Source organism: Aliamphritea hakodatensis (genome assembly GCF_024347195.1).
Classification (GTDB): domain Bacteria; phylum Pseudomonadota; class Gammaproteobacteria; order Pseudomonadales; family Balneatricaceae; genus Amphritea; species Amphritea hakodatensis.
Genome location: NZ_AP025281.1, coordinates 1,058,331 through 1,082,196, shown reverse-complemented (window position 1 = coordinate 1,082,196; position 23,866 = coordinate 1,058,331). Strand labels below are relative to the sequence as shown.

The 23,866-nt window shown below is 54.0% G+C and carries 25 protein-coding genes; 13 read left to right on the top strand and 12 right to left on the bottom strand.

Features of this window, described 5'->3' with window-relative positions; all coding sequences use genetic code 11:
* Nucleotide 1 precedes the first annotated feature (1 nt).
* Nucleotides 2-439 carry a universal stress protein gene (locus tag PCI15_RS04905; protein ID WP_271273245.1) on the bottom strand — a complete coding sequence of 146 codons (438 nt, stop codon included), beginning with the start codon at nucleotides 437-439 and terminating at the stop codon, nucleotides 2-4.
* A 398-nt stretch (nucleotides 440-837) separates the two neighbouring features.
* Between PCI15_RS04905 and PCI15_RS04900 the strand changes: the two genes are divergently transcribed.
* Nucleotides 838-1,260, top strand: a complete 423-nt coding sequence (locus tag PCI15_RS04900; protein WP_205659139.1) for an Lrp/AsnC family transcriptional regulator — start codon at nucleotides 838-840, stop codon at nucleotides 1,258-1,260.
* Nucleotides 1,261-1,274: 14 nt separating this feature from the next.
* Here PCI15_RS04900 and PCI15_RS04895 read toward each other — a convergent pair whose 3' ends face one another.
* The 6 genes from PCI15_RS04895 to PCI15_RS04870 form a co-directional block, all read right to left on the bottom strand.
* The gene (locus PCI15_RS04895; protein ID WP_271273244.1) at nucleotides 1,275-1,541 is read right to left on the bottom strand and encodes a hypothetical protein; all 267 of its coding nucleotides are present in this window, start codon (nucleotides 1,539-1,541) and stop codon (nucleotides 1,275-1,277) included.
* A gap of 56 nt (nucleotides 1,542-1,597) precedes the next feature.
* Entirely contained in the window at nucleotides 1,598-1,939 is a 342-nt protein-coding gene (locus tag PCI15_RS04890) for a Fis family transcriptional regulator (RefSeq protein WP_271273243.1), read from the bottom strand.
* A 43-nt stretch (nucleotides 1,940-1,982) separates the two neighbouring features.
* Nucleotides 1,983-2,849, bottom strand: a complete 867-nt coding sequence (locus PCI15_RS04885; RefSeq protein WP_271273242.1) for a phytanoyl-CoA dioxygenase family protein — start codon at nucleotides 2,847-2,849, stop codon at nucleotides 1,983-1,985.
* Nucleotides 2,850-2,993: 144 nt separating this feature from the next.
* Nucleotides 2,994-3,455, bottom strand: a complete 462-nt coding sequence (locus PCI15_RS04880) for a GNAT family N-acetyltransferase (protein WP_271273241.1) — start codon at nucleotides 3,453-3,455, stop codon at nucleotides 2,994-2,996.
* 15 nt (nucleotides 3,456-3,470) lie between these two features.
* Nucleotides 3,471-4,196 carry a sulfite exporter TauE/SafE family protein gene (locus PCI15_RS04875; RefSeq protein WP_271273240.1) on the bottom strand — a complete coding sequence of 242 codons (726 nt, stop codon included), beginning with the start codon at nucleotides 4,194-4,196 and terminating at the stop codon, nucleotides 3,471-3,473.
* 95 nt (nucleotides 4,197-4,291) lie between these two features.
* Nucleotides 4,292-4,519 carry a DUF2970 domain-containing protein gene (locus tag PCI15_RS04870; RefSeq protein WP_271273239.1) on the bottom strand — a complete coding sequence of 76 codons (228 nt, stop codon included), beginning with the start codon at nucleotides 4,517-4,519 and terminating at the stop codon, nucleotides 4,292-4,294.
* Nucleotides 4,520-4,699: 180 nt separating this feature from the next.
* Between PCI15_RS04870 and PCI15_RS04865 the strand changes: the two genes are divergently transcribed.
* The 9 genes from PCI15_RS04865 to PCI15_RS04825 all read left to right on the top strand — a co-directional run bounded on the left by PCI15_RS04865 (nucleotide 4,700) and on the right by PCI15_RS04825 (nucleotide 16,130).
* The gene (locus PCI15_RS04865) at nucleotides 4,700-5,662 is read left to right on the top strand and encodes an NAD(P)/FAD-dependent oxidoreductase (protein ID WP_271273238.1); all 963 of its coding nucleotides are present in this window, start codon (nucleotides 4,700-4,702) and stop codon (nucleotides 5,660-5,662) included.
* 43 nt (nucleotides 5,663-5,705) lie between these two features.
* Nucleotides 5,706-6,701, top strand: coding sequence for a YbgA family protein (locus PCI15_RS04860; RefSeq protein ID WP_271273237.1), 996 nt, complete (start codon nucleotides 5,706-5,708; stop codon nucleotides 6,699-6,701).
* Between the two features lie 34 nt (nucleotides 6,702-6,735).
* Nucleotides 6,736-8,127, top strand: coding sequence for a cryptochrome/photolyase family protein (locus PCI15_RS04855; RefSeq protein ID WP_271273236.1), 1,392 nt, complete (start codon nucleotides 6,736-6,738; stop codon nucleotides 8,125-8,127).
* Nucleotides 8,128-8,313: 186 nt separating this feature from the next.
* Nucleotides 8,314-9,792 carry a MocR-like pyridoxine biosynthesis transcription factor PdxR gene (pdxR, locus tag PCI15_RS04850; RefSeq protein ID WP_271273235.1) on the top strand — a complete coding sequence of 493 codons (1,479 nt, stop codon included), beginning with the start codon at nucleotides 8,314-8,316 and terminating at the stop codon, nucleotides 9,790-9,792.
* A gap of 291 nt (nucleotides 9,793-10,083) precedes the next feature.
* Nucleotides 10,084-11,202, top strand: a complete 1,119-nt coding sequence (locus PCI15_RS04845; RefSeq protein WP_271273234.1) for an ABC transporter ATP-binding protein — start codon at nucleotides 10,084-10,086, stop codon at nucleotides 11,200-11,202.
* Nucleotides 11,203-11,251: 49 nt separating this feature from the next.
* Nucleotides 11,252-12,307 (top strand): ABC transporter substrate-binding protein, encoded by a 1,056-nt coding sequence (locus PCI15_RS04840; RefSeq protein ID WP_271273233.1) that lies wholly within the window; start codon nucleotides 11,252-11,254, stop codon nucleotides 12,305-12,307.
* A 71-nt stretch (nucleotides 12,308-12,378) separates the two neighbouring features.
* Nucleotides 12,379-13,677 carry an ABC transporter permease gene (locus PCI15_RS04835; protein WP_271273232.1) on the top strand — a complete coding sequence of 433 codons (1,299 nt, stop codon included), beginning with the start codon at nucleotides 12,379-12,381 and terminating at the stop codon, nucleotides 13,675-13,677.
* Between the two features lie 6 nt (nucleotides 13,678-13,683).
* Entirely contained in the window at nucleotides 13,684-14,535 is an 852-nt protein-coding gene (locus PCI15_RS04830) for an ABC transporter permease (RefSeq protein WP_271273231.1), read from the top strand.
* 65 nt (nucleotides 14,536-14,600) lie between these two features.
* Nucleotides 14,601-16,130, top strand: a complete 1,530-nt coding sequence (locus PCI15_RS04825) for an aldehyde dehydrogenase family protein (protein WP_271273230.1) — start codon at nucleotides 14,601-14,603, stop codon at nucleotides 16,128-16,130.
* Between the two features lie 70 nt (nucleotides 16,131-16,200).
* On the opposite strand, the gene PCI15_RS04820 is transcribed toward PCI15_RS04825, so the two are convergent.
* Entirely contained in the window at nucleotides 16,201-16,539 is a 339-nt protein-coding gene (locus PCI15_RS04820) for a DUF6515 family protein (protein WP_271273229.1), read from the bottom strand.
* 353 nt (nucleotides 16,540-16,892) lie between these two features.
* Between PCI15_RS04820 and PCI15_RS04815 the strand changes: the two genes are divergently transcribed.
* Together PCI15_RS04815 and PCI15_RS04810 are read left to right on the top strand one after the other, a co-directional pair.
* On the top strand, nucleotides 16,893-18,197 hold the full coding sequence (locus PCI15_RS04815; RefSeq protein ID WP_271273228.1) for an ATP-binding protein: 1,305 nt from the start codon (nucleotides 16,893-16,895) through the stop codon (nucleotides 18,195-18,197).
* A complete protein-coding gene (locus tag PCI15_RS04810; RefSeq protein ID WP_271273227.1) occupies nucleotides 18,194-18,730 on the top strand; it encodes a response regulator transcription factor in 537 nt (178 codons plus the stop codon). The genes PCI15_RS04815 and PCI15_RS04810 overlap by 4 nt, the downstream gene beginning before the upstream one ends.
* Nucleotides 18,731-18,749: 19 nt before the next feature.
* On the opposite strand, the gene PCI15_RS04805 is transcribed toward PCI15_RS04810, so the two are convergent.
* Genes PCI15_RS04805 through PCI15_RS04790 form a run of 4 tightly spaced genes read right to left on the bottom strand, consistent with a single transcriptional unit; the run spans nucleotide 18,750 to nucleotide 22,457 of the window.
* Entirely contained in the window at nucleotides 18,750-19,418 is a 669-nt protein-coding gene (locus PCI15_RS04805) for an energy-coupling factor ABC transporter permease (RefSeq protein ID WP_271273226.1), read from the bottom strand.
* A gap of 1 nt (nucleotide 19,419) precedes the next feature.
* Nucleotides 19,420-19,881, bottom strand: coding sequence for a ribosomal protein S18-alanine N-acetyltransferase (rimI, locus tag PCI15_RS04800; RefSeq protein ID WP_271273225.1), 462 nt, complete (start codon nucleotides 19,879-19,881; stop codon nucleotides 19,420-19,422).
* A gap of 23 nt (nucleotides 19,882-19,904) precedes the next feature.
* The gene (locus tag PCI15_RS04795) at nucleotides 19,905-20,879 is read right to left on the bottom strand and encodes a uracil-DNA glycosylase family protein (RefSeq protein WP_271273224.1); all 975 of its coding nucleotides are present in this window, start codon (nucleotides 20,877-20,879) and stop codon (nucleotides 19,905-19,907) included.
* A gap of 36 nt (nucleotides 20,880-20,915) precedes the next feature.
* Nucleotides 20,916-22,457, bottom strand: coding sequence for a 2-isopropylmalate synthase (locus PCI15_RS04790; RefSeq protein WP_271273223.1), 1,542 nt, complete (start codon nucleotides 22,455-22,457; stop codon nucleotides 20,916-20,918).
* A 263-nt stretch (nucleotides 22,458-22,720) separates the two neighbouring features.
* Here PCI15_RS04790 and PCI15_RS04785 point away from each other — a divergent pair, with 263 nt between their 5' ends.
* On the top strand, nucleotides 22,721-23,857 hold the full coding sequence (locus PCI15_RS04785) for a MalY/PatB family protein (RefSeq protein WP_271273222.1): 1,137 nt from the start codon (nucleotides 22,721-22,723) through the stop codon (nucleotides 23,855-23,857).
* Nucleotides 23,858-23,866: the final 9 nt, after the last annotated feature.

Sequence of the window (23,866 nt, the reverse complement as noted above, 5' to 3'; positions counted from 1 at the left end):
CTCAGTTAACCACAGTTACAGGTACGCTTGCATTCATCACCAGATTGGCTGTCACGCTGCCAAAAAGACGGGATGTCAGCCCCCCTTTGGATGAACGGGCAACCACAATCTGATCAGCTTTCTCTTCAACCGCCACCAGATTCAGCAGCTCTGCGGCATCGCCATGCATCACGCGCCCGTTGGTGGTAAAGCCTTCTTTGCTAAGTGCGCCTACGGCAGGATCAATCACCCGTGACGTCGCCACGGCAATTTCCTCTTCACGGCGTTTATGCCGCGTCGCGTTTTCTTCAGGGGTCTGAAAGCTGTAGGGCGTCCACTCAATGACGTAGACAAGCTCCAGAGTACAGTCGGGGATAAGTGAAGCGAGCCGTTTTGCGTAAGCGAGTGCCCGGGAACCGGATTCACTGCCATCTAGGCCAACGATAAGTGTATTAGACATATATGCACCTTTATTGTTTTTGTATGGATGCATCGTATCCGCCGGCCTGTTGCGACCTGTCTCAGATACGACCGGTCAATGATCCCCTGACAAACAGGTGTTTTACAGCGCGATTCGTCGTAATAAAAAACCGAAACGATCTTTTTAGCCGTCGAATCGACGTCACTAATGTTATCCGCAGGCCCGGTTCTGCAGTGCCCACCACAGGCCATGACAGACAAACCGGAAAAAATCTCCTTACAATTGCCTTATTCAGAGAATAAAAATTCATCAATTCACCAGTAAACACGCCGATTTAGCATGGTTTACCAAATTTCATTAATCAGATGGCCGACCACCCAAGGATGATTTTTTATATGGTAAAGTTTGTCAGAACAATCTGAATCCTGAGTAAGCATATGGATAAGTTTGATCAACTGATCATTCAGCACCTGAGCGAAGACGCGCGACAATCCAACGCCGAGGTCGCCCGTAAAATTGGTTTATCAAGAACAGCCGTGGCCGGCCGGCTCAAACGGCTGGAAGACAAGGGAATTGTCAGCGGTTATAAAATAGAATTGCGTAACCCCGGCAAACAGGTAGCTGCCTATTTCCAGATGAATTTCACCCACCTTGATTACGACAAACTGCTGCCACTGATCAGCCAGATAGAAGAAGTGAAAGACTGCCGTTCCATTACCGGGGATATAGATCTGATTGTCTATGCGGAAGCCGACACGATGGAACAGCTGGACACCGTCAGAATCCGGCTAAGCGAATTACCGAAGATGTCCTATCTTGTTACCCACCCGGTGCTTAAAGATCTGAAATCATGCTTATGAAATAACCGGCACACTCACTGAAAATCTGCCACAAACTTATGCACAGGAATCATCACATCCCTGCCGGTTTGCTGATAAAGCCGGTAGGCAGCGGTTATCCGGTGACCACCGTCTTCAAGCATATACGTTTTACCACACCCACAATTAAGCAGCCGGATCGGCTGACTGACCGGGTCTCCGGTTTTCAGGGATCTGAACACAGTCTTCAGCCGCTCATCATCTCCCCGAACCCAACTGATCGGTAACTCCACGAGCTCACTGACCGGTATTCTGGTACACATGTATTTTCTCCTGAATGGGAGAAACAGTGTAAGCCAGTACCTGCTTTCCGGCCACTTCAGCCCAGCCGCCGGGCCCAGTTCCCCTGATGGGATGCTTCACAGGCGTCTTCACTGTCGAACCGGATCTGCGCTTCAGGATTTGCCAGCTGAATACCGATATCCGCCAGCGCCTCACTGATCAGGTTACGCAGGCTGGTATCTTCATGCTGCATCCTGATCCGCTCAAGGTCAGACTCATCGGTAAATACGCAAGTGATCTTTAATGAGGCAGGAAAACGCTGATAATCAACCCGGTGTGTCAGCCACTGAAACCCATAGATATGTTCCAGTGCTGTTTCACACACCACCGTCAGGGTTTTACAGATCTGGTTATCCAGCTTCTTATCAGACTTACGCATACTTACCCACTACACCCGGAGAAAAACAGCAGTGTACCCCGCTTCAGCTCTCAACACTAAAAGACTGACTAAGAGACTGACGGCTCTCCACATGCCGGAACCAGCGATACATAGGCGTCGTCGCGGCGTTATCCACATTAGGAGCCATACGGCCGGCGGCCAGATCACTCTGATGAATGGTCCGCATTTCAACACTGTAACGGATCGCATCCGTGGTATTGGGCACACTGGCGTGTAAATGGGCACTGGAAAATGCCAGCACATCTCCCGGCTCAATAACCACCTTCACCACCCCGGACTCATCCACCGTTTCTGTCGGTTGCGGCGCAGACGGATAAGCAATGCCACGTTCCGGCTGAGCCGTTTTCCGGGTGGCCATATACGCCTCGAAACTCCATTCAGCCGTGTTATTGGCCAGAGGCTTCTCCCAGTAATCAGGATAAAACGCAATCGTGCGCTCAGCGTCCAGACTGAACACCGGTGCCCACCAGTTCTGCTGACTCTGCACATTGCTGCCCCAGGTATCCCGGTGATGACCAATCGCCGCCCGGTGTGCGCCATTATGAGTGGTATCAAAAGGCACGACTCTGAGCGGAAAATGATCGTAATAACACTGTTCAGTCGTGACCCCGCACTCACGTAACACATCAAAGAAGATAAGTTTGGCCGCTTCACTGGTGCGAAATCTTGTCTGTACCGCCCCGACCCTGTTCAGAAAATCTTCCCGGGAAAGGTGCTCCTGCACGGTCACCGGATCCAGCCCCGACAGCTCATCTGCCAGTAACTCACGGGTATACTCAATCATGCGCAACATCGCCGGCCGCTGACGGTACACCAGTAAATTACCGGCAAATAAAAGCGCTGCCCGCTCGGCATCACTGATGGCCTGATCTAGCTGAATAATATCCACAACACTATAACCCTGCTGTTAACTGATTTTCTGGCCGCAGCTTAGCGCAGCACAAAAGCCCTGCTCAAGGGAACAGAGCCGGGAATTTCGATAGAGACAGGAAACAATGTCGCAAATGAACAAGCCCGGGGTTTTCTTGATTATTCAGGGGGAACGCAACAACATTTCAATATGAGGAATGCCATCTTCATCATAGGGAGCCGAAACCGCCCGGAAACCAAACCCGGCATAAAAACGCTCAAGATACAGCTGCGCTGAAATCCGCACCGACTGACCGGGATACAGCAAAGACACTTCATCCAGCGCCCGGCTGACCAGTTGCCTGCCCAGCCCGCTGCCCCGGGCGGACTCTGCCGTCAGAATACGGCCTAAGGCTACTTCATGATACGCCAGCCCCGGCGGTACGACCCGCAGATAGCCCTGCAGTTCACTATCACACCAGCCGCTGAGGTGATGACACTGCTGATCTTTATGATCAATGTCGGCATAAAGGCAGGACTGTTCGAGCACAAATACCTGCTGACGCAACGCCAGAATGTCATACAGCTCAGTATTGCTTAACTGCTTAAAAGTCTGCCAGCGCCATTCAGTTGCGGAAGTACTCAAGGTTATTCTCCTCAGCTATAGTGCCATCAGCCCTTTACTCAGCACCATCACCGCCGATACGGCAGAAATAATCAGCAACGCCGGCCGGGCAGACTGCTGCTTCAGTTTCCCGCCCAGATAGCGGGATAACAGCCAGCCAATAAACATCCCCGGCAACAGCTTCACACTCAGCATAATATGCTCGTCAGTTACCGTCCCCTCAAGAAATAACAGCACCAGCGACAGCGGTGAGCCAATCAGGAAAAATGCCGCCAGCTCATTACGCGCGGTAATCCGGGTTTCATTCTGATACACCAGTGCAATAGGCGGCCCGCCCACAGAAGTCGCCGTACCGACAATGCCGGAAATAAAACCACCGATACCAAGGTTCACAGGGGTCGCCGTAATATTGAAACGCCGGCAACTGACATACACCGCAATCAGTAAGCTGCTGCCAAACACTATGGCCAGAATATGTGACGGCATCGCCAGTAACAGTAACACCCCGATGTAAGAACCCGGTATCCGGGCAAGAATCGCCGGCATGACCCGTCGCCAGTGCAACTCATGCCGCTGGGACGACACCACCAGCAATGACAGCATGAAACCGCCAAAAATAACCGGCACCGGCACATAAGCAGGATCAATCAGGAACAGTAAGGGAGCGGCCAGCAAACCAAAACCAATACCCACCATGCCTTGCAGCGTACTGCCGACAATGGCAATGGTCAGAGCCAGTAAATCAATCAGGGTAAAGGTCACCGGGCAGCCCGTTCAGAAATGAAAATTAAGAACCGCTATTATTCCACAACCGGACAGCTGTGGAGAACCGGAAGAAGTATTAAACCGTCAATAACTTAAGCCGCAGCAGCGGCCAGCAACACCAGTTTAACGACCGTATATACCAGCAGGACAAAGATCGCTGCGACCAGTAATCCAATCAGAATAAAATGGTGGGGCTTACCCTGGCTGAAATCCCGTTCACGGTTACGGTTACTCTGCACCCCGAAGAATGCAGCCAGTACACTTTTAAAAATGTCCCAGAAGGTAATATCCCGGGGTGTTTGCTGTTCTTTCTGCATCATTAAATTCCTGCTTTCCATCTGCCTGAAAGTATAGACGCTCAGACAAAAACAGCCTGCCGGGAAAGCCAGGCATTAGTTTTTTTCACGCTTAACTCCTTGATCTTAAGAGTAAATTCTTCGTATAACAGCTAAGATCAATAGAGCATTTAGCGAAGAAGATACAAAACAGGGGCTGGAATTATGTCTGACTCATACGACTTTGCAATCATAGGTGCAGGCCTGGCAGGCAGTTTTTGTGCCGGCCTGCTGCAAACCGACTACCCGAAACTCTGTGTGCTGGAAAAAAGCCGCGGCACTGGCGGGCGGCTCAGCAGCAGACAGTACCAAAGCCTCAGTTACGACCTTGGCTCCCCCTGCCTGCACCTTGATCCTGAACAGTTCGGCGATGAACTGTTGCAATGGCAAAACGCCGGGGTACTGAAACGCTGGCCGGAAGCCGACCATGACCCCTTTCTGGCGTATGTGGGCCGCCCCAACATGAGCAGCCTGACCCGGCATTTAATCGGTAATGCGGAAATACATACCCGAACACGGATAGAACGGCTCGAACATCTGGGCGACTGCTGGCAGCTGAAGGACATCGACGAACAAACCATCTGCTATACCAAAGGCCTGATTATCTGCGCTCCGGCACGTCAGACTTGTGCCCTGCTGGCCGGCACTCCCTGCTCAGAGGACTGGCTGACCCGCAGCCACACATCCAGCCAGACCAGCCGTGCCCAGTGGTGCATGGCGATAGAGGTCAACCGCGAACTGCCCGCTCCGGGGTATATCGCACCGGATAACAGCATCATTACCCGCATTGTCAACGACAGCAACAAACCCGGCCGGGAAAATATTTTTAACCTTTGGATGATCCAGGCGGACACCGAATGGAGTATACAGTATGCAGACTCCCACCATGAGCAAGTTCAGCAGGAGTTGGAGCAGGAGTTCTGCCGCATCATGCAGCTTGATCCACAGGACATCACCAGCCAGTCGCCGCACCGCTGGAATCTGGCAAAGCATGAGCGAACCGCGGGGCCACTTGCCCTGTGGGACAGCGAACTGAAACTGGGTATCGCTGCCGACTGGCTCGGAGAGGCAAATATCAACAGTGCCCTCCTCAGCGCCAGAAACTTATGTGAACTGATACGCAGCTGACGCACAGGCTATATCACCGCATCAGTTGGAAGGGGAGAAGATCATGAAAGATAAGCGCCAGCTGATTGCCAGCACAGACAACCAAACAAAGTCCGGCATTATGGTGGGCATAAGTGCCTGCCTGTTGGGCGATGAAGTCCGCTTCAACGGCGGACACAGCCGGTCAAAATATTGCTGCGGCCCCCTGCAGGATTACTTCCGGTTTGAAAAGTTCTGCCCGGAAGTGGCAGCCGGCTTTGGCATTCCCCGGGCAACCCTGCGCTTAATTGGCGAGCCTCATGATCCGCGCATGGTTTACACCCGTGATCAGGAAACCGATGTCACCGAACAGTTTCATGCCGGTTATCAGGCCCGCCTTGAAAAACTGGCCCATCTGGACGGTTACATTCTGGCAAAGAACTCCCCGAGCTGTGGCATGGAAAGGGTTAAGGTATATCAGCCAAACAGCCATCCCCACGATATAAAATCAGCAGGCCTGTTCGCCAAGGCCCTGATGGACCGCTACCCTCACCTGCCGCTTGAAGAAGACGGCCGCCTGAACGATGCTCACCTGCGGGAAAACTTTGTTCAGCGGGTATTTGCCCACCACACCTTTCGTCAGCAGGTGCTGACAGCGCCCTCAGTCAAAAACCTGCTGGCGTTTCACAGCCAGTATAAATACATCCTGATGGCGCATTCACAAACGGAATACCGCGGTCTGGGCCGGCTGTTAGGTCAGGAGCATCAGCAGTACACAATCAATGAACTGTGTGATCTTTACCTGCAACGGTTCATGAAAGCCATCAGCAAACCTGCCAGCCGGGGTAACCACTACAACGTACTGCTGCATCTGTTCGGGTATCTGAAACCCCACCTTGAAGGCGAGGTAAAACAGGATATTCTCAATACCTTTGAAAGTTACCTTCAGGGCTACGTCAATCTGGCCACCGCACTGACCCTGCTGCATCATTATCTGCGACTGTTCGGCAGCCACTACGTACAGGCCCAGCGCTACCTGAGCCCTTACCCAAAGGCTCTGGGATTACGTAATCAGGTATAACCACGGCATTATCCGAACAGGGAGATAGAACGGCATGACGCAACTGGTCTGGCTTCGCAATGACTTACGCATCACCGACCATCCGGCTTTTCAGCAGGCATTGCAACGAAGTACCCCGGACAGCCCGGTTGCAGCGGTGCACATCGCCACCCCGGCACAGTGGAAAAAGCATAATGAATCGTCGGCAAAGCTCAGTTTACGGGCTGCCCTGCTGCAAAACCTGCAACAGCAGCTGAGCGCCCACGGGGTTAAGCTCTACCTGCTTGAATGCAATGATTTTTCCGCATGTCCACCATTACTCGCCCAACTGTGCCGTGAACTGAATTGCCGCAATATTCACTGGCTGGCAGAAAGCCCGCTGGATGAAAATCAGCGTGACATCCACACCCGGGCATTCCTGAGCAGCCAGGATATCCAGTGCCATATACAACCGGTTGATCAGTTGGTTAGCACTGCGGTACTTAACCAGCAGGAGCAGCCCTATAAGGTATTTACGCCCTTTTACAAACGCTGGTTACAGATGCTGCAGCAACAGGATCTGACACCTCTTAAAACCTTCCCAGAAGTCAGTCATTCAGAAACGCCGGCTTTCCCTCTGGCCCACTGGGCCGGCACATACCGGGATGATCTTTGGCCTGCTGATGCTGCCAGCATTCACCGGCGGTTAATGCATTTTTGCCAGCAAAAACTCGCAGATTACGGCAACAAACGGGACATACCCTCGGAACCGGCCACCAGCCAGATTTCTCCCTACCTTGCTCTGGGTGCCATTGGCCCACGGGAACTGCTCAGCGCGATGCGCAATTCAGCATGGGGCGCCGATTACTGGTCGGAATCCGACTGGTTACGGGAACTGGCCTGGCGGGACTTCTACCGGCAACTGCTGATTCAGTTTCCGGCAATCAACAAACATAAACCGTTTAAAGCCGACACTGATCAGATCTGCTGGCAACAGAATGATGCTCACTGGCAAGCCTGGTGCACCGGCCGTACCGGCTTTCCGATCATTGACGCGGCTATGCGTCAGTTGCTGCAAACCGGCTGGATGCATAACCGCCTGCGCATGCTGACCGCCAGTTTCCTCACTAAGTTGCTGTTTCAGGACTGGCGCAAAGGCGAAGCCTTTTTCATGCAACACCTGGTGGATGGCGACTTCGCCTCCAATAACGGCGGCTGGCAATGGAGTGCATCCGTTGGTTGTGATGCCGCTCCCTACTTCAGAATCTTCAACCCGCTGCGGCAATCAGAAAAGTTTGATCCGGAAGGCCTGTTTATCCGCCGTTTTTTACCGGAACTGGCATCCCTGGATGACAAAGCCATTCACAACCCGGGTTGCGAACAGCGGCAAATGTGCGGCTATCCTGAAGCGATCATCGACTATTCTTCCGCCCGGCAGTATGCCATTGAAGTATTTAAACAGCTCTGACACAAGCGCTGACCGGATCACAGAGACACCTTTTCGCTGAAAGGCCAAAACTTCCCTCTTAAGTCTAATCCGCCTGCTATGCTGCTTATCTGGATAAAACCGGAAGTTGCAACAAAACTGACATTTATGCTTATTTGTTCGCCTTGAATACTTGCCGTATCACCCGGATCAGGAAGCAATACACCTATGCTGAACCACTTGTTTCACTTATCGCCGGACAGCGATGCCAGCCTGCAACAACAGATCCGGGAGCAGATCAGCACCGCCATTATGGACGGCCACATTCCCTGTAATGTACCGCTGCCTTCTACCCGTAAACTGGCAGAAATGCTCCATGTTTCCCGTAATACGGTCATTCTTGCCTATGAACATCTGATCGATGACGGCTATCTGATCTCCCGTGAGCGGGCCGGCTTTTACGTCAACGAAGAAATCCTCCGGGCCAGTGTTGATGGTAATAATAACCAGCAAACCGACAGCGAAGAGATTCAGGGCAATGCGCCCCAGTGGCAGAATTTTCTTAAGTTCCGCCCTACCGAACATAAGCTCAACAAGGTAAACCGCTGGCAGGATTATCCTTATCCGTTTATTTACGGCCAGCTGGATCCGAAAATGTTTCCCACCAACCATTGGCGGGAATGTTGCCGGGAATCCGTATCCGTCCAGGCTATCAGTGACTGGTCCGGTGACCGTTACGACGAAGATGATCCGCTGCTCATCGAGCAGATTCACTCCCGGCTGCTGCCCCGCCGGGGCGTCTGGGCGGACCCGGAAGAAATTCTCATCACCGTGGGCGCCCAGCATGCCCTGTACATGATCCTGCGGCTGTTGCTCAACCGCGACGCCTGCTTTGGTCTGGAAGAACCGGGCTATCCGGATCTCACCAAGATGGCTGCCAGCACCGAAGCCCGTATTAAACCACTGGCCGTTGATGGTGACGGCCTGATTGTTGGCGAACAGCTCAGTGATTGCGACCTGCTGTTCACTACCCCCAGCCACCAGTTTCCCACCACAGTGACCATGCCGCTGGAACGGCGCAGGCAACTGCTGGAACAGGCCTCACGGGATGATTTTCTGATCATTGAAGATGACTACGAATGCGAAGTCACCTTTGCGGACACCCCCACCCCGGCCCTGAAAAGTCTGGATAAGAACGACCGGGTCATCTATCTGGGCAGCCTGTCCAAAACCCTGTCGCCGGGGCTACGGGTCGGTTATATCGTGGGGCCTAAAGCCCTGATCCGGGAAATCCGGGAATTCCGCCGCATGATGCTGCGCCACCCACCGATGAACAACCAGCGATCCATTGGCCTGTTCCTTGCGCGCGGTTATCACGACTCATTGGTGCGTAACCTGATTCAGGCTTATGAAGCCCGCTGGCAGGCCGTCGGAGATGCCCTGCAGGACTGCCTGCCGGAATCCGCAATTCCGCCGGTATTTGGCGGCTCGGCCTACTGGGTTAAAGGCCCGGAACATCTTGACGCCCGGGAACTGAAACGGCTGGCCCTGCAAAAAGGTGTGGTCATTGAATCAGGCGATATTTATTACTACGCCGACAATCCGCCACTGAATTATTTCCGGCTGGGCTATTCATCCATTGCCACCGAACGGATCCGCCCCGGCATTGACCGCCTGGCCGCCATCATCCACCAGCTCGGCGAGTAATTACTTACCAACAGCCCTGATACCAGTAAGCTACCAGCAGACTATCTGCTGGTACCAACCCACCTGATTTTCTCCTTTTCCGCCCCTTATTAATTTAATTCAGATTCCCTGAAGACACCGTCATTTCTGGCTCTCAGCCTGGAACTACATTTCGGTTCAGCGTTGGGTCTATAGCCAGAAAAGCCCTCTCTCCTATAGTGAATCCTGCCTGATAAGGCACACAAAAAAGCTGTTTCTAAGCAAAACAGCCCTGAAAACGACACCGTGACCATAATAAAAAGAGTAATCACCATGTCTGTTACAACCGCCACACACGCAACATCCGACGACCAGTACGTGCGCTTCGTCAACGTCAAGAAGAGTTACGATCAGCAAAATCTGGTGGTTAAAAATTTCAATCTGGATATCAAAAAGGGTGAGTTCGTCACCCTGCTGGGGCCTTCCGGCTCAGGGAAAACCACCTGCCTGATGATGCTGGCAGGATTCGAAGATGTTACCAGCGGCGAAATTCTCATTGCCGGCAATCCGGTGAATGATATCGCCCCTTACCACCGTAACATCGGCATGGTGTTCCAGACTTACGCGCTGTTTCCGCATATGACCATCAGTGAGAATCTGGCGTACCCGCTGAAGGTACGTAAGATTGCCGCCAGCGAAGTTGACCGCCGGGTAAAAGAAGCGCTGGCACTGGTGGAACTGGCAGACTTTGGTAAACGCTATCCGGGCCAGTTGTCCGGTGGCCAGAAACAACGGGTGGCACTGGCACGCTCGCTGATCTTTGAACCCAGCATCGTATTAATGGATGAACCCCTGGGCGCACTGGATAAAAACCTCCGCGAACAGATGCAGTTCGAAATTAAACGTCTGCATGAAGATCTCGGCTTTACCGCCATCTACGTCACCCATGACCAGACCGAAGCACTCACCATGTCTGACCGCATCGCGGTATTTGATGACGGTGTGGTGAAACAGTGTGCCGCCCCGGATGTGCTTTACGAGCAGCCAAGCTGTGCCTTTGTGGCCGACTTCATCGGTGAAAACAATCATATTCCGGGCACAGTTACCCGGGTAGATGCCGGCAAGGCGGAAGTACGTCTGGCCGACGGTACCCTGACCACCACACAGAACCCGAACTGCCCGGATGCAGGTGAAGACTGTGTCGTCACAATCCGGCCGGAAAACCTGTTTATCGCCCGCGAAGGTCAGGTGCTGGATAACTGCGTTGACGCCAGTTTTATCACCCGCCTCTATGTGGGGGATTCAATCCGTTACTTCTTCCGCCTCAGCGACGGCTCAGAAATCATGGTGAAAACCCTTAATGATCAGGATGCCCCGCACATTGCTACCGGCAGCACAGTGCAGCTCACCTGGGCGGGCAATGGCGGCCTGGCTCTGGCCCGCGCCAGTTAACGTTTTTTAGCACAGCAATACCCGTAAACACGTAAGAGGAAAAATAATAATGAAACATCTCAAACGATTCGGCGCTGCTCTGGCGCTATGTACGGCAATGTCACCGGCGATGGCTGAGCAGTTTACTGCCGTCTCCTTCGGCGGCGCGTATGGTGCGGCCCAGCAAAAACACATGCTGGATCCCTTTATGGAGAAAACCGGCCATAAAATCCTGTTCGAAAACTATTCCGGCGGTATCGCCGAGCTTAAAGCGCAGGTAGAAAGCGGCAACATCCTCTGGGATGTGGTGGACGTGGAAGTAATTGATCTGGAACGGGCCTGTTCCGAAGGTTTGCTGGAAGTATTCCCTCAGGACACCCTGCCACCGGGTGATGACGGTGTCGCGGCGAAAGACGACTTTATCCCTCAGGCGCTGGCCAACGAGTGTGGCGTCGGTAACATCATCTGGACCATACTGTACGCCTACAATCAGGACACCATCAAAGGCGGCAATCCAAACTCCATCGACGATTTCTTCAATACCTCAAAATTCCCGGGCAAACGCGCGCTGCGTAAACGCCCACAGGTCAACCTTGAGTGGGCACTGATTGCCGACGGTGTGCCGAAAGATGAAGTCTACGACCTTCTCTCCACCGATGAAGGTCAGGCCCGCGCATTCGCCAAACTGGATACCATCAAGAACGATTTGGTGTGGTTCGACAGCTGGTCACAGGTGCCACAACTGCTGAACGACGGCGGTGCCATCATGGCGCAATCGGCCAACGGCCGAATCTTCGATGCCATTCAGAAAGACAACAAGCCATTTGAAATGGTGTGGGATGCTCACATCTATGATCTGGATGTATGGGCCATCGTACGCGGCTCTAAGAAGAAAGAAGTGGCCGAAGAATTCATCCGTTTTGCCACCGGTTCCAAGCCGGAAAGCGGCATGCAGGATGTGGCCTACGGCCCGACCCGTAAATCTGCCTACGCCTACATGGATGATGCCATTTTACCGAAACTGCCATCAGCTCACCTGGATGAAGGCCTGAAAGCGTCCGGTGAATTCTGGGCTGACTACGGCGAATCTCTGGGTGAAAAATTCAACGAATGGCTGCTCAACTGAGCCGATAGCTGACACTGTGCATGCCGGGCACTCTGCGGAGTGCCCTTATAACAATAAGAAAGGGCCGTCCCATGTCTCAAGCTGAATTAACCGCCGCGCATACCGCCGCTTCGTTTAATGAAGACAGCGGTGCGCATTCCGGACTGACACCGGAAGAAAAGCGCCAGAGCAAGCGTAACCTGCGTCGCCGCAAACTGATCGCCACCGCCTTCGTTATCCCGCTGATCGTCTTTGTACTGATCGCCTTTATCGCCCCTATCGGAACCATGCTGTACCGCAGTGTTTACCATCCGACAGTTGCCCAACTGATCCCGGAGACCTTGCAGGCACTGCAATCCTGGGATGAAAGCGGAGACAGTATTCCGGACACAGCCACCCTGAATGTATTCGCGAAAGAGCTGCACTATCTGGCCCAAGAACGCCGCTCCGGCAAACTGGCCGAAGAAATTAACCGGGGCCTGCCGGGCAGTTCAAGCACCATCAAGTCCAGCGCCCGTAAACTGAAAAAACTGGATGAAGCCACGCTGATCAGTGAAGGTGGCGAGCACCTGCTGGCGGCAAAAAAACAGTGGCAGGATGTGCGCATCTGGCGGACGATGAAGTCCTCCGGCGAAGTGTTTACCGACAGTTTTTATCTGACCGCCACCGACCTGACCCGTAACGAACAGGGGGAGATTGTTGCCCGGGACACCAACATCTACATCAAACTCTTTGCCAAGAGCCTGAAAATTGCCCTGCTGATTACCTTTTTAACCGCCGCCATCGGCTTCCCGCTGGCCTACTATCTGGCCACAGCGCCGGCCAAGGTCGCCAACACCCTGATGGTATTCGTATTGCTGCCATTCTGGACATCCCTGTTAGTGCGGACCACCGCCTGGATCGCCATTCTGCAGACCAACGGAGTCATTAACGACTTCCTGATAACTCTGCACATCATCAGCGAACCCATTGAGATGCTCTATACCCAGTTCTCAACCGTCATCGCCATGACCCACATACTGCTGCCCTTCATGATCCTGCCCCTGTACAGCGTCATGAAAGGCATCGACCCGAGCTACTTCCGGGCGGCGCTGTCACTGGGGGCAAAACCCCTGTCAGCCTTCTGCCGGATTTATTTCCCGATGACCCTGCCGGGCCTGAGTGCCGGTGCCTTGTTAGTGTTCATCATCTCCATCGGTTACTACATCACCCCGGCACTGGTCGGCGGCACCGACGGCCAGATGATCAGTAACATTATCGCGTTCCACATGCAGTCATCTAACAACTGGGAACTGGCCGCCGCACTGGGTTCCATCCTGCTGATACTGATCACCCTGCTGTACTGGATCTACGACCGGTTAGTCGGCGTAAGTAACATCAAACTGGGGTAACTGACGATGCAATTTCCTAAATACTTTAATTTCTGGCACAAGCTGGGCATGCACAGCCTGCGGCTGACGGCCTGGGCCGTGCTGGCTTTTCTGATGTTGCCGATTCTGGTGATCATTCCCCTGTCGTTCAACGTTGAGCCTTACTTCAGCTTCACCGAAGGCATGCTGGCCTTTGATCCCGACGCCTATTCGCTGAAGTGGTATGCCGAGATCATCAATGACGATAAATGGATTCTGGCCATTAAGAACAGCTTCCTGATCGGTGCGGCCGCGACCGTCATCGCCACCGTGCTGGGTACGTTGGCGGCGATTGGCCTGTCCCGGGCGGACATGCCGATGCAACGGATGATCATGGCCATTCTGCTGTCGCCAATGATCGTCCCGCTGATCATCACTGCGGCGGGGATGTACTTCTTTTATACCCAGTTGGGGCTTGCAGGCAGCTATCTCGGCGTCATTATTGCTCATGCTGCACTCGGCACCCCGTTTGTGATCATTACCGTTAACGCAGCCCTCAGCGGCTTTGACTACTCACTGGTCAGAGCATCTCTGGGCATGGGCGCTTCGCCAAGCTATACCTTTTTTAAAGTCATTATGCCGCTGATCCGCCCCGGCGTGATCTCCGGCTCACTGTTTGCCTTCATTACCTCCTTCGATGAAGTGGTAGTGATCCTGTTCCTCGCCGGCCCTGAGCAGCGCACCATTCCGCGCCAGATGTTCTCCGGCCTGCGGGAACAGATTAACCCGACCATTCTGGCGGTCGCCGTATTACTGGTGGTGGTATCAGCCCTGCTGTTACTGACCATTGAATACCTGCGGGCCCGTGGTGAACGGATCCGTACCGGCCAGATTTCATAATTCACCTTTCTGCCCGGCATGCTTCGGACCGGGCAGAGTTTTTCAGACATGCAGGAAATACAGAAATGAGCAGTCAATACATCAAAATTAAAAACCACATCAACGGTGAGTGGCTGGATGAAAGCAACGGACAATACGAACCGTTAAAAAACCCGTCGACCGGTGCGGTCATCGGTGAAGTACCGCTGTCTTCCGCAGAAACCTCCCGTCAGGCAGTGGCGGCGGCGGCAGAAGCCTTTCCGGAATGGAGCGCCATGCCATTACCCAAGCGGATGGACTTTATCTTTAAAATGCACCGCGCCATGGTGGATAACCACGAAATGCTGGCAGAAGCCATCGCTGTAGATCAGGCAAAACACATTGCCGAAGCCCGCGGCGAAGTGGGCCGGGTTATCGAAATTCTGCAGATGGCCTGCAGCATTCCGGCGCTGATGCAGGGCGAAACCATTCAGGGCATCGCCAACAACATCAACGGCCGGGTGATCAAAGCACCGTTGGGCGTCTTCTGTGGTGTAGCACCGTTCAACTTCCCGGCGCTGGTATTCGGCTGGTTTATTCCGTTTGCCATCGGTACCGGCAACACATTCGTCTACAAGCCATCTACCGAATCACCGCTGTTCATGCAGCGCATGATGGATCTGATTGTCGAAACCGGCCTGCCAAAAGGCGTGGTAAACATTGTTCACGGCGACCGTGACACCGTAGAAGCCTGGTACGACGATGAAAACGTTACCGGTATCTGTCTGGTAGGCTCTACCCCAACGGCTAAGTCCATTGCGGCGGGTGCCGGCAAGCATGGTAAGAAAACCATGCTGTTAGGCGGTGCGAAAAACTTCCTGCTGGCGATGGAAGATGCACCGATGGATCTGCTGATCGAGAACGTCCTGATGTCAGGCTACGGCTCTGCCGGTCAGCGTTGTCTGGCGGTGTCCAATATCGCAGTGGTGGAAGAGATTTATGATGAATTCATCGAACGCCTGCTGGAAGCATCTAAAAATCTCACCGTGGGTGATGCAATGGATCCGGACGTTTTCATGGGCCCGGTGATCTCAGCCAAAGCTAAAGAACGCATCCATCACTACATTGATCTGGGCATTGAAGCCGGTGCCAAACTGGCGCTGGACGGCCGTAACCCGGACCTGCCTGAAGCCAACCGTGACGGTTACTTCGTTGGCCCGACCGTATTTACCGATGTAACCCCGTGCATGCCGATCGCCAAAGATGAGATTTTCGGCCCGGTACTGAGCATCATGAAAGTCGGCTGCATTAACGGAGGCCTTCGCATGATCCGCAATCACGAGATGGGTAACGGTGCCTGTATCTTCACCCAGAACAGCTACTACACCGAAAAATTCATCAACGAAGCCGATGTTGGCATGATCGGCGTGAACGTCGGCGTGTGCGCGCCGCACCCTTACCTGCCATTCGGCGGCATTAAAGGGTCACTGGTCGGTAACAACAAAGTACAGGGCAAAGATGCCATCGATTTCTTCACCCAGAACAAGGTTGCCACCATCCGTACGGTTGATCCGAAAGCAGGCCAGCCTGCCGCGGCCAAAAAAGACTCCAGCGTACGCAGCTGCGTCGCCGGTTAACCGTCTTGTAAAGCGTAATAAAAAAGCCGCGTCAGTCTGAGACTGTCGCGGCTTTTCTGTAATCGGCAATTCAGAAACTGACCACCTTATACCCCCGGGCTTTAGGCACCCAGCGGTAGTAGACATTGTTATACCGGTAATACGGCTGGCCTTTATGCTTAACCAGCACAGCCCCTTTTGGGACCCGCACCAGTGTCGCGCCTTTCGGTGAGGCGACTCTTACATAGACATTATTCTGTTTACGGTAATACACATCATCCTTCAGCCAGTACTTCATACCGGATAGCACCACGCTGACGGCGCCCGCCGGTAAATGTCTTACACCATGGTGATTACCCGGATGTGCGGCCACCTGCATGGCTGAGAATGTCAGTATGCCGGTCAGTGATGCGATCAGTATCGTCTTCATTCGTCAGTCCTCCTGTTGAAAAAACAGTTCCTCACCTGTTCGCCCGGCCACCCTCCCCATTCAGCGACACGTCCCACACAATTAACGGCAGCCTCCCGGCCGACGCAAATCTCTTCCCGAGAACAGATAAAAAGATACTGTAAACAAGCCTGAAGGGTCTGCTACGGCAGCAGAACGGGGGGAACCAGGCCTGCTCACAGTGGCTTAAGCATGCCTGTTTCACGGGTTAACTTGGGTAAAGTGTCTGTAAAGTTAGGTAAAGTTGATGCGACAAACCGCCACAATCATTTGCGTTTACCTTCAGGTATAATCGCCTTTTCCACACACCCGTTAATAGCCACGCACCGACGCACATGCCCCACTTCAGCGATTCGCGCCATCATCTGCTGCAGCTCAGCTACATTCGCACCGTGACCATTATTGCGCAGGCCTGCCTGCTGTTTTATGCCGTTGAAGGGCTGGGCGTAATTGTTCATCTGTGGATGGCTATCGTTGCCCTGCTGGCCATGACCCTGCTTAACCTGCTGACCCTCTACCGGTTAAAAGCTGACCTTCCCCTGACCCCGCTGGAATTTTTATTTCAGCTCATGGCGGATATTTTCTTCTATGTCTGCCTGTTGTATCAGCTCGGCGGCACCGGCAACCCGTTCTCCTCTCTGTTGCTGATTCCGCTGATCATCAGCGCCATGACCCTGCCCCGGAATTACACCTGGCTGGTCGCCACGCTGGTCACCAGCAGCTATACCTTCCTGCTGTTTTATCATGTACCGCTGAGGCCACCCACCACGGGGCACCACCTGCCAATCCTCAGTTACATTGACTTATACGCCACCGGTATCTGGATTAATTTTATTCTCACGGCTCTGCTGATTACCTACTTCATTGTTAATATCAGCGAAAATCTGCGCCGTAAGGAACACGGATTTAACCGGGTTAAGGACCGCCTGACTCAAGATCAGCAATTACTGTCACTGGCAACCATGGCCGCCGGCACTGCCCATGAAATGGGTACTCCGCTGGCAACCATGCGGGTCCTGCTGAAAGAAATTTCTCTGGATTACCCCCAGGATAAAGCCCTGCAGGAAGACCTTAAAATCCTCCGTCAGCAGGTGGAAAACTGCACCGGTCACCTGCAGCAACTGGCCGCCACCGTTAAGGAAGAACAGCAGCAGACGCTGCACCTTCCGGCAGACCGCTTCCTGAATAACTTACTGGAACGCTGGTCAGTGTTACGCCCCACAGCGCGGTATCTGAAGCCGGTCATTACACAGCAGCCCCAACCAACCATCGCCAGCTCCATTCCTTTACAGCAGGCGGTCATCAACCTGCTGAATAATGCCGCCGATGCAGATAAATCCGGCCAGGCACTGGAGCTGCGTCTGGAAGCAGATGCAGACAGAGTCCGGATCAATATCCGTGATCATGGCCCCGGCATTCCACTGGATCAGGCCGAAGCGATCGGAAAACCCTTTGTCACTACAAAGGGCAGTGGTCTGGGGATCGGCCTGTTTCTGACCGCCTCAACACTGACCATTTACGGCGGTGAAGTCCGCCTGTATAACCATCCGCAGGGTGGCACACTGACAGAGGTATCACTGCCGGTATCAACCCCTGACAGCCCTGTCCACCCAGCCGACACCCGGGAACATTTACAATGAGCGACACCCCGACATTTCTGATTGTTGATGACGATGAAACCTTTACGCATGTGCTGTCCAGAGCCTTGCGGCGGCGGGGATTCGAACCTCTGGTTGCCAACAGTGCGGAACAGGCAGAACCACTGCTCAGCCGTCAGATACCGGATTATGCAACCCTGGACCTGAAAATGGACGGGGCATCAGGCATCACCCTGATCCCGGAACTGATCCGCCTGAATCCGCAGATAAAAATTCTGATCCTGACCGGCTATGCGAGCATTTCTACTGCCGTTGAAGCCATTAAACTCGGCGCCAGAGATTACCTGACCAAGCCCGCCGACGCGGATGAGATTCTTGCCAAACTGAATCACAGCGAACCGGACCCGAACATTGATATCGCTGAAAAGCCCATGTCAGTGGGACGGCTGGAGTGGGAACATATTCAAAAAGTGTTAGGGGAACATGACGGCAACATTTCCGCCACGGCCCGGGCACTGGGCATGCACCGTCGCACGCTGCAGCGTAAACTGGTAAAACGCCCGGTGAAGGAATAACCGGGCAGCTCTTCAGCACCTACTGCTCGTCGATGTAGGCTTTGGCATCAAAGGTGCGGATCCAGTCCGGATGAAACACCATCATCGCCGTCATAATGATGCCGTTCAGCAGGCCTTCCGGGAACATGATCAGCGGCAGGTACTGAATGTATTCGTTATGAATTTTCTCCAGCGGGTAAACATCGTTTATCCACAGCATGAAGGCCATCGTCAGGCCACCGGTAATACTGGCAATCCCTGCGCCGATAAACGCACAGAGAAACAGGTACACAAAGAAGTTTTTCGCCAGCTTCGCTTCCACCAGCCTGAGTATGCCGATGCTCACCAGCGCCGGAATCACAATGGTGCAGAAACCGTTCACCCCGAAACTCTGCCAGTTTTCCTGACCCACAATGGTCAGCCCCAGCAATGCCATACTGGCCGCCAGAATCGCCAGATCCCAGCCGAACATCAGCGTCAGCACCGTAATGCCCACGAAATGAATCGCCAGCCCTGGAGAAATCCCGGCCCGCAGTTGCCACAGCAGCATCAGTGCAACAGTGGCCCCCAGGAACAGGTGCTGTAACTGACGGTTATTAAACAGGGTTCGCCAGGGTGCCCGGTAAATCGCAAACAGCAGAAAAAACAAATATCCCGCCTGGGCCAGCCAGAACCATGGCCCGCTAAGAAGGTCCGGTGACAGGCTCATGTTAACTCTCCTTACCGGCTGCTAAGCCAAGCCGCATCAGCAGGGCATCCTGTCTGCCCTGAGGCGTCGTATAATAATTTTTCCGACAGCCATCCTGCCGGTAATGGTGTTTCTTATACAGTGTAATCGCCGGAGCATTCGTTGCATTGACCTCCAGCAGAATATCCGTCACCCCCTGCTGCCCGAGCTGACCATGCGCCGCACTGAGCAACTGGCTGGCAATACCCTGCCCCCGGCACGCTTCAGCAACCGCAATCTGCAATAACTCAGCATCGGTTTCAAAGCGGGAGAAAATTGCAAAGCCCTGAAGGGTATCCCCGTCGAGTATCCCCAGACAGAGATTTTCAGGATTACCCAAATAGAGATTAAGAGTCGCCGCCGACCAGTGTGGCTGAAAACAGGCCTGTTCGATACGTTCTACATCAACAAATCTGGCCTGCGCCAGAGGGATTATGCGTGGCATACCTTCATTCCCTGAGTTGCCGTTCAGCCTTCGTGATTGTCCGCTGAGGCTTCCGGCTGAGCGGCTGCCACTGACTGAACATGCTGAATAAGCGGCTGCAGATCCCGCCAGACATCTTTCTTGCATCCCGGCACGGTCATCATTTCAGACAGGCTGGCACTGGCCAGCACTTTAACGTCAGAGCGCAGACTGAACAGAATGCCCCGCAACTGATCAAGGGGTTCAGAGCGCTGAATGATCATCTGCGCGGCGGCTTCACCAAACAGAATCACCTGGTTCACCGGCTGACCAGCGAGGCTCTTGTTGAGTTTATGCATCACCGCCTTACGGGCCTGGGTTGCGCCCTGATCAAGGGTTTTGCTGGCGAACATCGGCCACGGCAGCAGGAAAACCTCTCCCTGACCACCCTTCAACCCCACAGAACGGAGTATTTTATCCAGCAGGCTCTGATGCTGCGTGGATAACCCTTGCCGGGACTGAGGCGGCAGGGTATCAATCACCAGACAGTCACCAAACGCTACAAAAGCCAGCTTGAACGGCGCCTGTACATCGCTGTCGGCATCCGTTTCAGTGGAGGCTTCCGGTGCTGCAATATTACTGGCATCAAAGGCTTTATTCAGGGATGGTGCGGCGGCAGGCGCAACGGCGGTTTTATCCACCACCTGCTGTACGGCCTGCTCAGCACTGTCCGGTTGCTGAACTTTGGGAACCGGCGCGGCTTTCCCGGCAGGTTTATCCCCAAGGCTTGCCGCCAGCGCAGCCCGGGCCTGCTGGGCAGCCTGCTGATTTTGCTGGCTGTTCTGCGGTTTCGGTGCAGCAGCTGATGTTCCGGCAGTTGCCGGTGAAGGCTGAGCGGTCTGCGGCTGCAGATCTTCCGGCAGAGAACAGAATTCCCACACCCAGTCAGGTGTGGGCAATGCGCCTGGCAACTGTTCACGGGGCAACCAACTGACTATGCCCATGGCATCCAGATACTGGTGTCTTAGTTGTTGCTCCATGAAGCTATCCTGCTCAGTCTGTGTGATTGCCCGGCATTATACCTGCGGATGGGCTTTCTGGTCAGTGGTTTCAAGCATATTCAGTGCATGAATATAAGCTTTGGCCGAAGCGATAATAATATCGGTATCCGCCCCCAGCCCGTTAACGATCCGGCCACCTTTTTCCAGCCGTACAGTTACTTCACCCTGAGAGTCAGTGCCACTGGTAATGGCGTTTACAGAATACAGCTCAAGTACCGCGTCAGAATTGACCATAGCTTCGATGGCTTTAAATGCCGCATCAACAGGGCCACTGCCGGACGCTTCTGCCTGCTGCTCACTGTCATCCACCCCAATGGTCACCGTCGCCACCGGCACTTCGCCGGTCTGAGACATCACCGACAGGCTGCTCAGCTTATATTTTTCATACTGCTTGGCTGTCTGGGTGTCACTGACCAGCGCCTGTAAATCTTCATCAAAGATTTCATGCTTTTTATCCGCCAGAATCTTGAACCGGGAAAAAGCATCGTTCAGTTCTGCATCAGTCGCAAATACAGTGCCCAGTTCTTCCAGACGGGCCCGGAAAGCATTCCGGCCAGAGTGTTTACCCAGCACCATCTTGTTAGTTTTCCAGCCGACACTGTCAGCCGTCATGATTTCATAGGTTTCCGGATGCTTGAGCATGCCGTCCTGATGAATACCGGACTCGTGGGCAAAGGCATTCGCCCCGACAATGGCTTTGTTCGGCTGTACCGGGAAACCGGTCACACCGGATACCAGACGGGAAGCCGGCACGATCTGCGTGGAATCGATGCCGGTATGCAGGCCCAGAATGTCCTGCCGGGTCCGCAACGCCATCACAATTTCTTCCAGCGAGGCATTACCGGCCCGCTCACCCAGACCGTTCACCGTACACTCAACCTGACGGGCACCGGCAGATACCGCGGCCAGCGAGTTGGCGACCGCCAGTCCCAGATCGTTGTGACAGTGAACGGAGAAAATCGCCTTGTCCGCATTGGGAATATTTTCAATCAGACGGGCAATGGTATTGCCGAATTCATTGGGTACCGCGTACCCCACGGTATCCGGAATGTTAATGGTGCGGGCACCGGCATCGATGACCTGTTCGATAATCCGGCACATGAAGTCGAATTCGGAACGGCTGGCGTCTTCCAGCGAGAATTCAACATCGTCAATCAGGTTACGGGCCCGCTTTACCGCGTGCACCGCCTGCTCAACCACCTTATCCGGCGCCATCTGCAGCTTATATTCCATATGGATCGGCGAGGTGGCAATAAAGGTGTGAATCCGGCCGGAGTTGGCATTTTTCAGGGCTTCACCGGCACGGTCGATATCTTTATCCAGCGCCCGGGACAGGGAACAGATGGTGCTGTCTTTAATGGTATTGGCGATAGTCTGTACCGCCGTGAAATCACCCGGGCTGGCTATGGCAAAGCCTGCCTCGATAACGTCAACACGCATTTTTTCCAGCTGCTTGGCAATGCGCAGCTTTTCCTCACCGGTCATCGACGCGCCGGGGCTTTGCTCACCGTCGCGTAATGTTGTATCGAAAATAATAACCTGATTGTTGTCAGACATGGTTTTGGCTCCAGGCACTGATGGCTGTTGTCCCATTTGGAGAGGTCGCTCTGCAGGCGGTTAAGGCCGGCTGTGGTAACCGGTTGCCTGTTGTATAGTAAAGCTGTTCTGAAAAGGAACCCTGTTGCGGCAGCGGCACATATAACCGGCCACTGTCGTGATCCGTCTAATATAACCCGACAGGGTGTATTTGCAAGGTAATAACCTGCCAGCCGGGCAGGTCAGATCAGGCACCGTTACTGGGATCAGGAGTAAAACCCGCTGTGAAAAAAGACCACTTTGATGTACCGGTTGACCGCCGTGAAACGTCCAGCATGAAATGGGAGCGCTATAAAGACCGTGACATTCTCCCGATGTGGGTGGCCGATACCGATTTCACCACCGCGCCGGTGATTACTGAAGCACTGCAGGCCCGGGTTGCCCACGGGGTATTCGGCTATACCCAGCGCCCGGCGGAACTCAACGGCGTCATCACTGAACGCCTGCGCCGCCTGTATGGCTGGGAAACCGACGAACAGTGGCTGGTATGGCTACCCGGACTGGTCAGCGGCTTACACCTGAGCTGCCGGACAGTCGCCTCACCGGTGACCCTCACCCCCGGTACAATCTATCCTCCCTTCCGTTCTGCACCAACACTGTCCGGCGGACAACATCTGGGCATTCCGATGATTCAGCAGCAGGGTCGCTGGCTGATCGACTTCAGCGCCCTGGAAGCAGCCATCACAGCGGAGACCCGCCTGCTGCTGTTCTGTAATCCGCACAACCCGGGAGGCACCGTCTACCGGCGGACAGAACTGCAACAGCTGGCTGAGATCTGCGTACGCCATGATTTACTGATCTGTTCGGATGAAATCCACTGCGACATAATCCTCGAGCCGGGTGTTGAACACATCCCGCTGGCATCACTGAGTCCGGACATTGCCGCCCGGACAATTACCCTGATGGCCCCCAGTAAAACCTTCAATATCGCCGGGCTGGGCTGTTCAGTCGCCATCATTCCGGATCAGACATTACGGAACCGCTTCCGGAAAGTGCGCCGGGGCATAGTGCCGGACGTCAATCTGCTGGGCTATACTGCGGCACTTGCCGCGTATCAGGATGGCGATGACTGGCATCAGCAACAGCTGAGTTATTTACGCAACAACCGGAATTATCTTCTACAGGAAATCAACCGGGTTCCCGGCCTGCAGCTGGCGCATTTTGATGCCACTTATCTGGCCTGGATTGATATCCGCGACGCGCAACTGGATGACCCGACAACCTTCTTTGAAGCCGCCGGCGTGGGGATGTCCCCCGGTAAGGATTTTGGTGACGGCCACTTTATGCGGCTTAATTTTGGCTGCCCCCGCAGTACACTGGAGGAAGCCGTCAGACGCTTAACACGGGCACTGGCCGGTTAATGGGCCAGC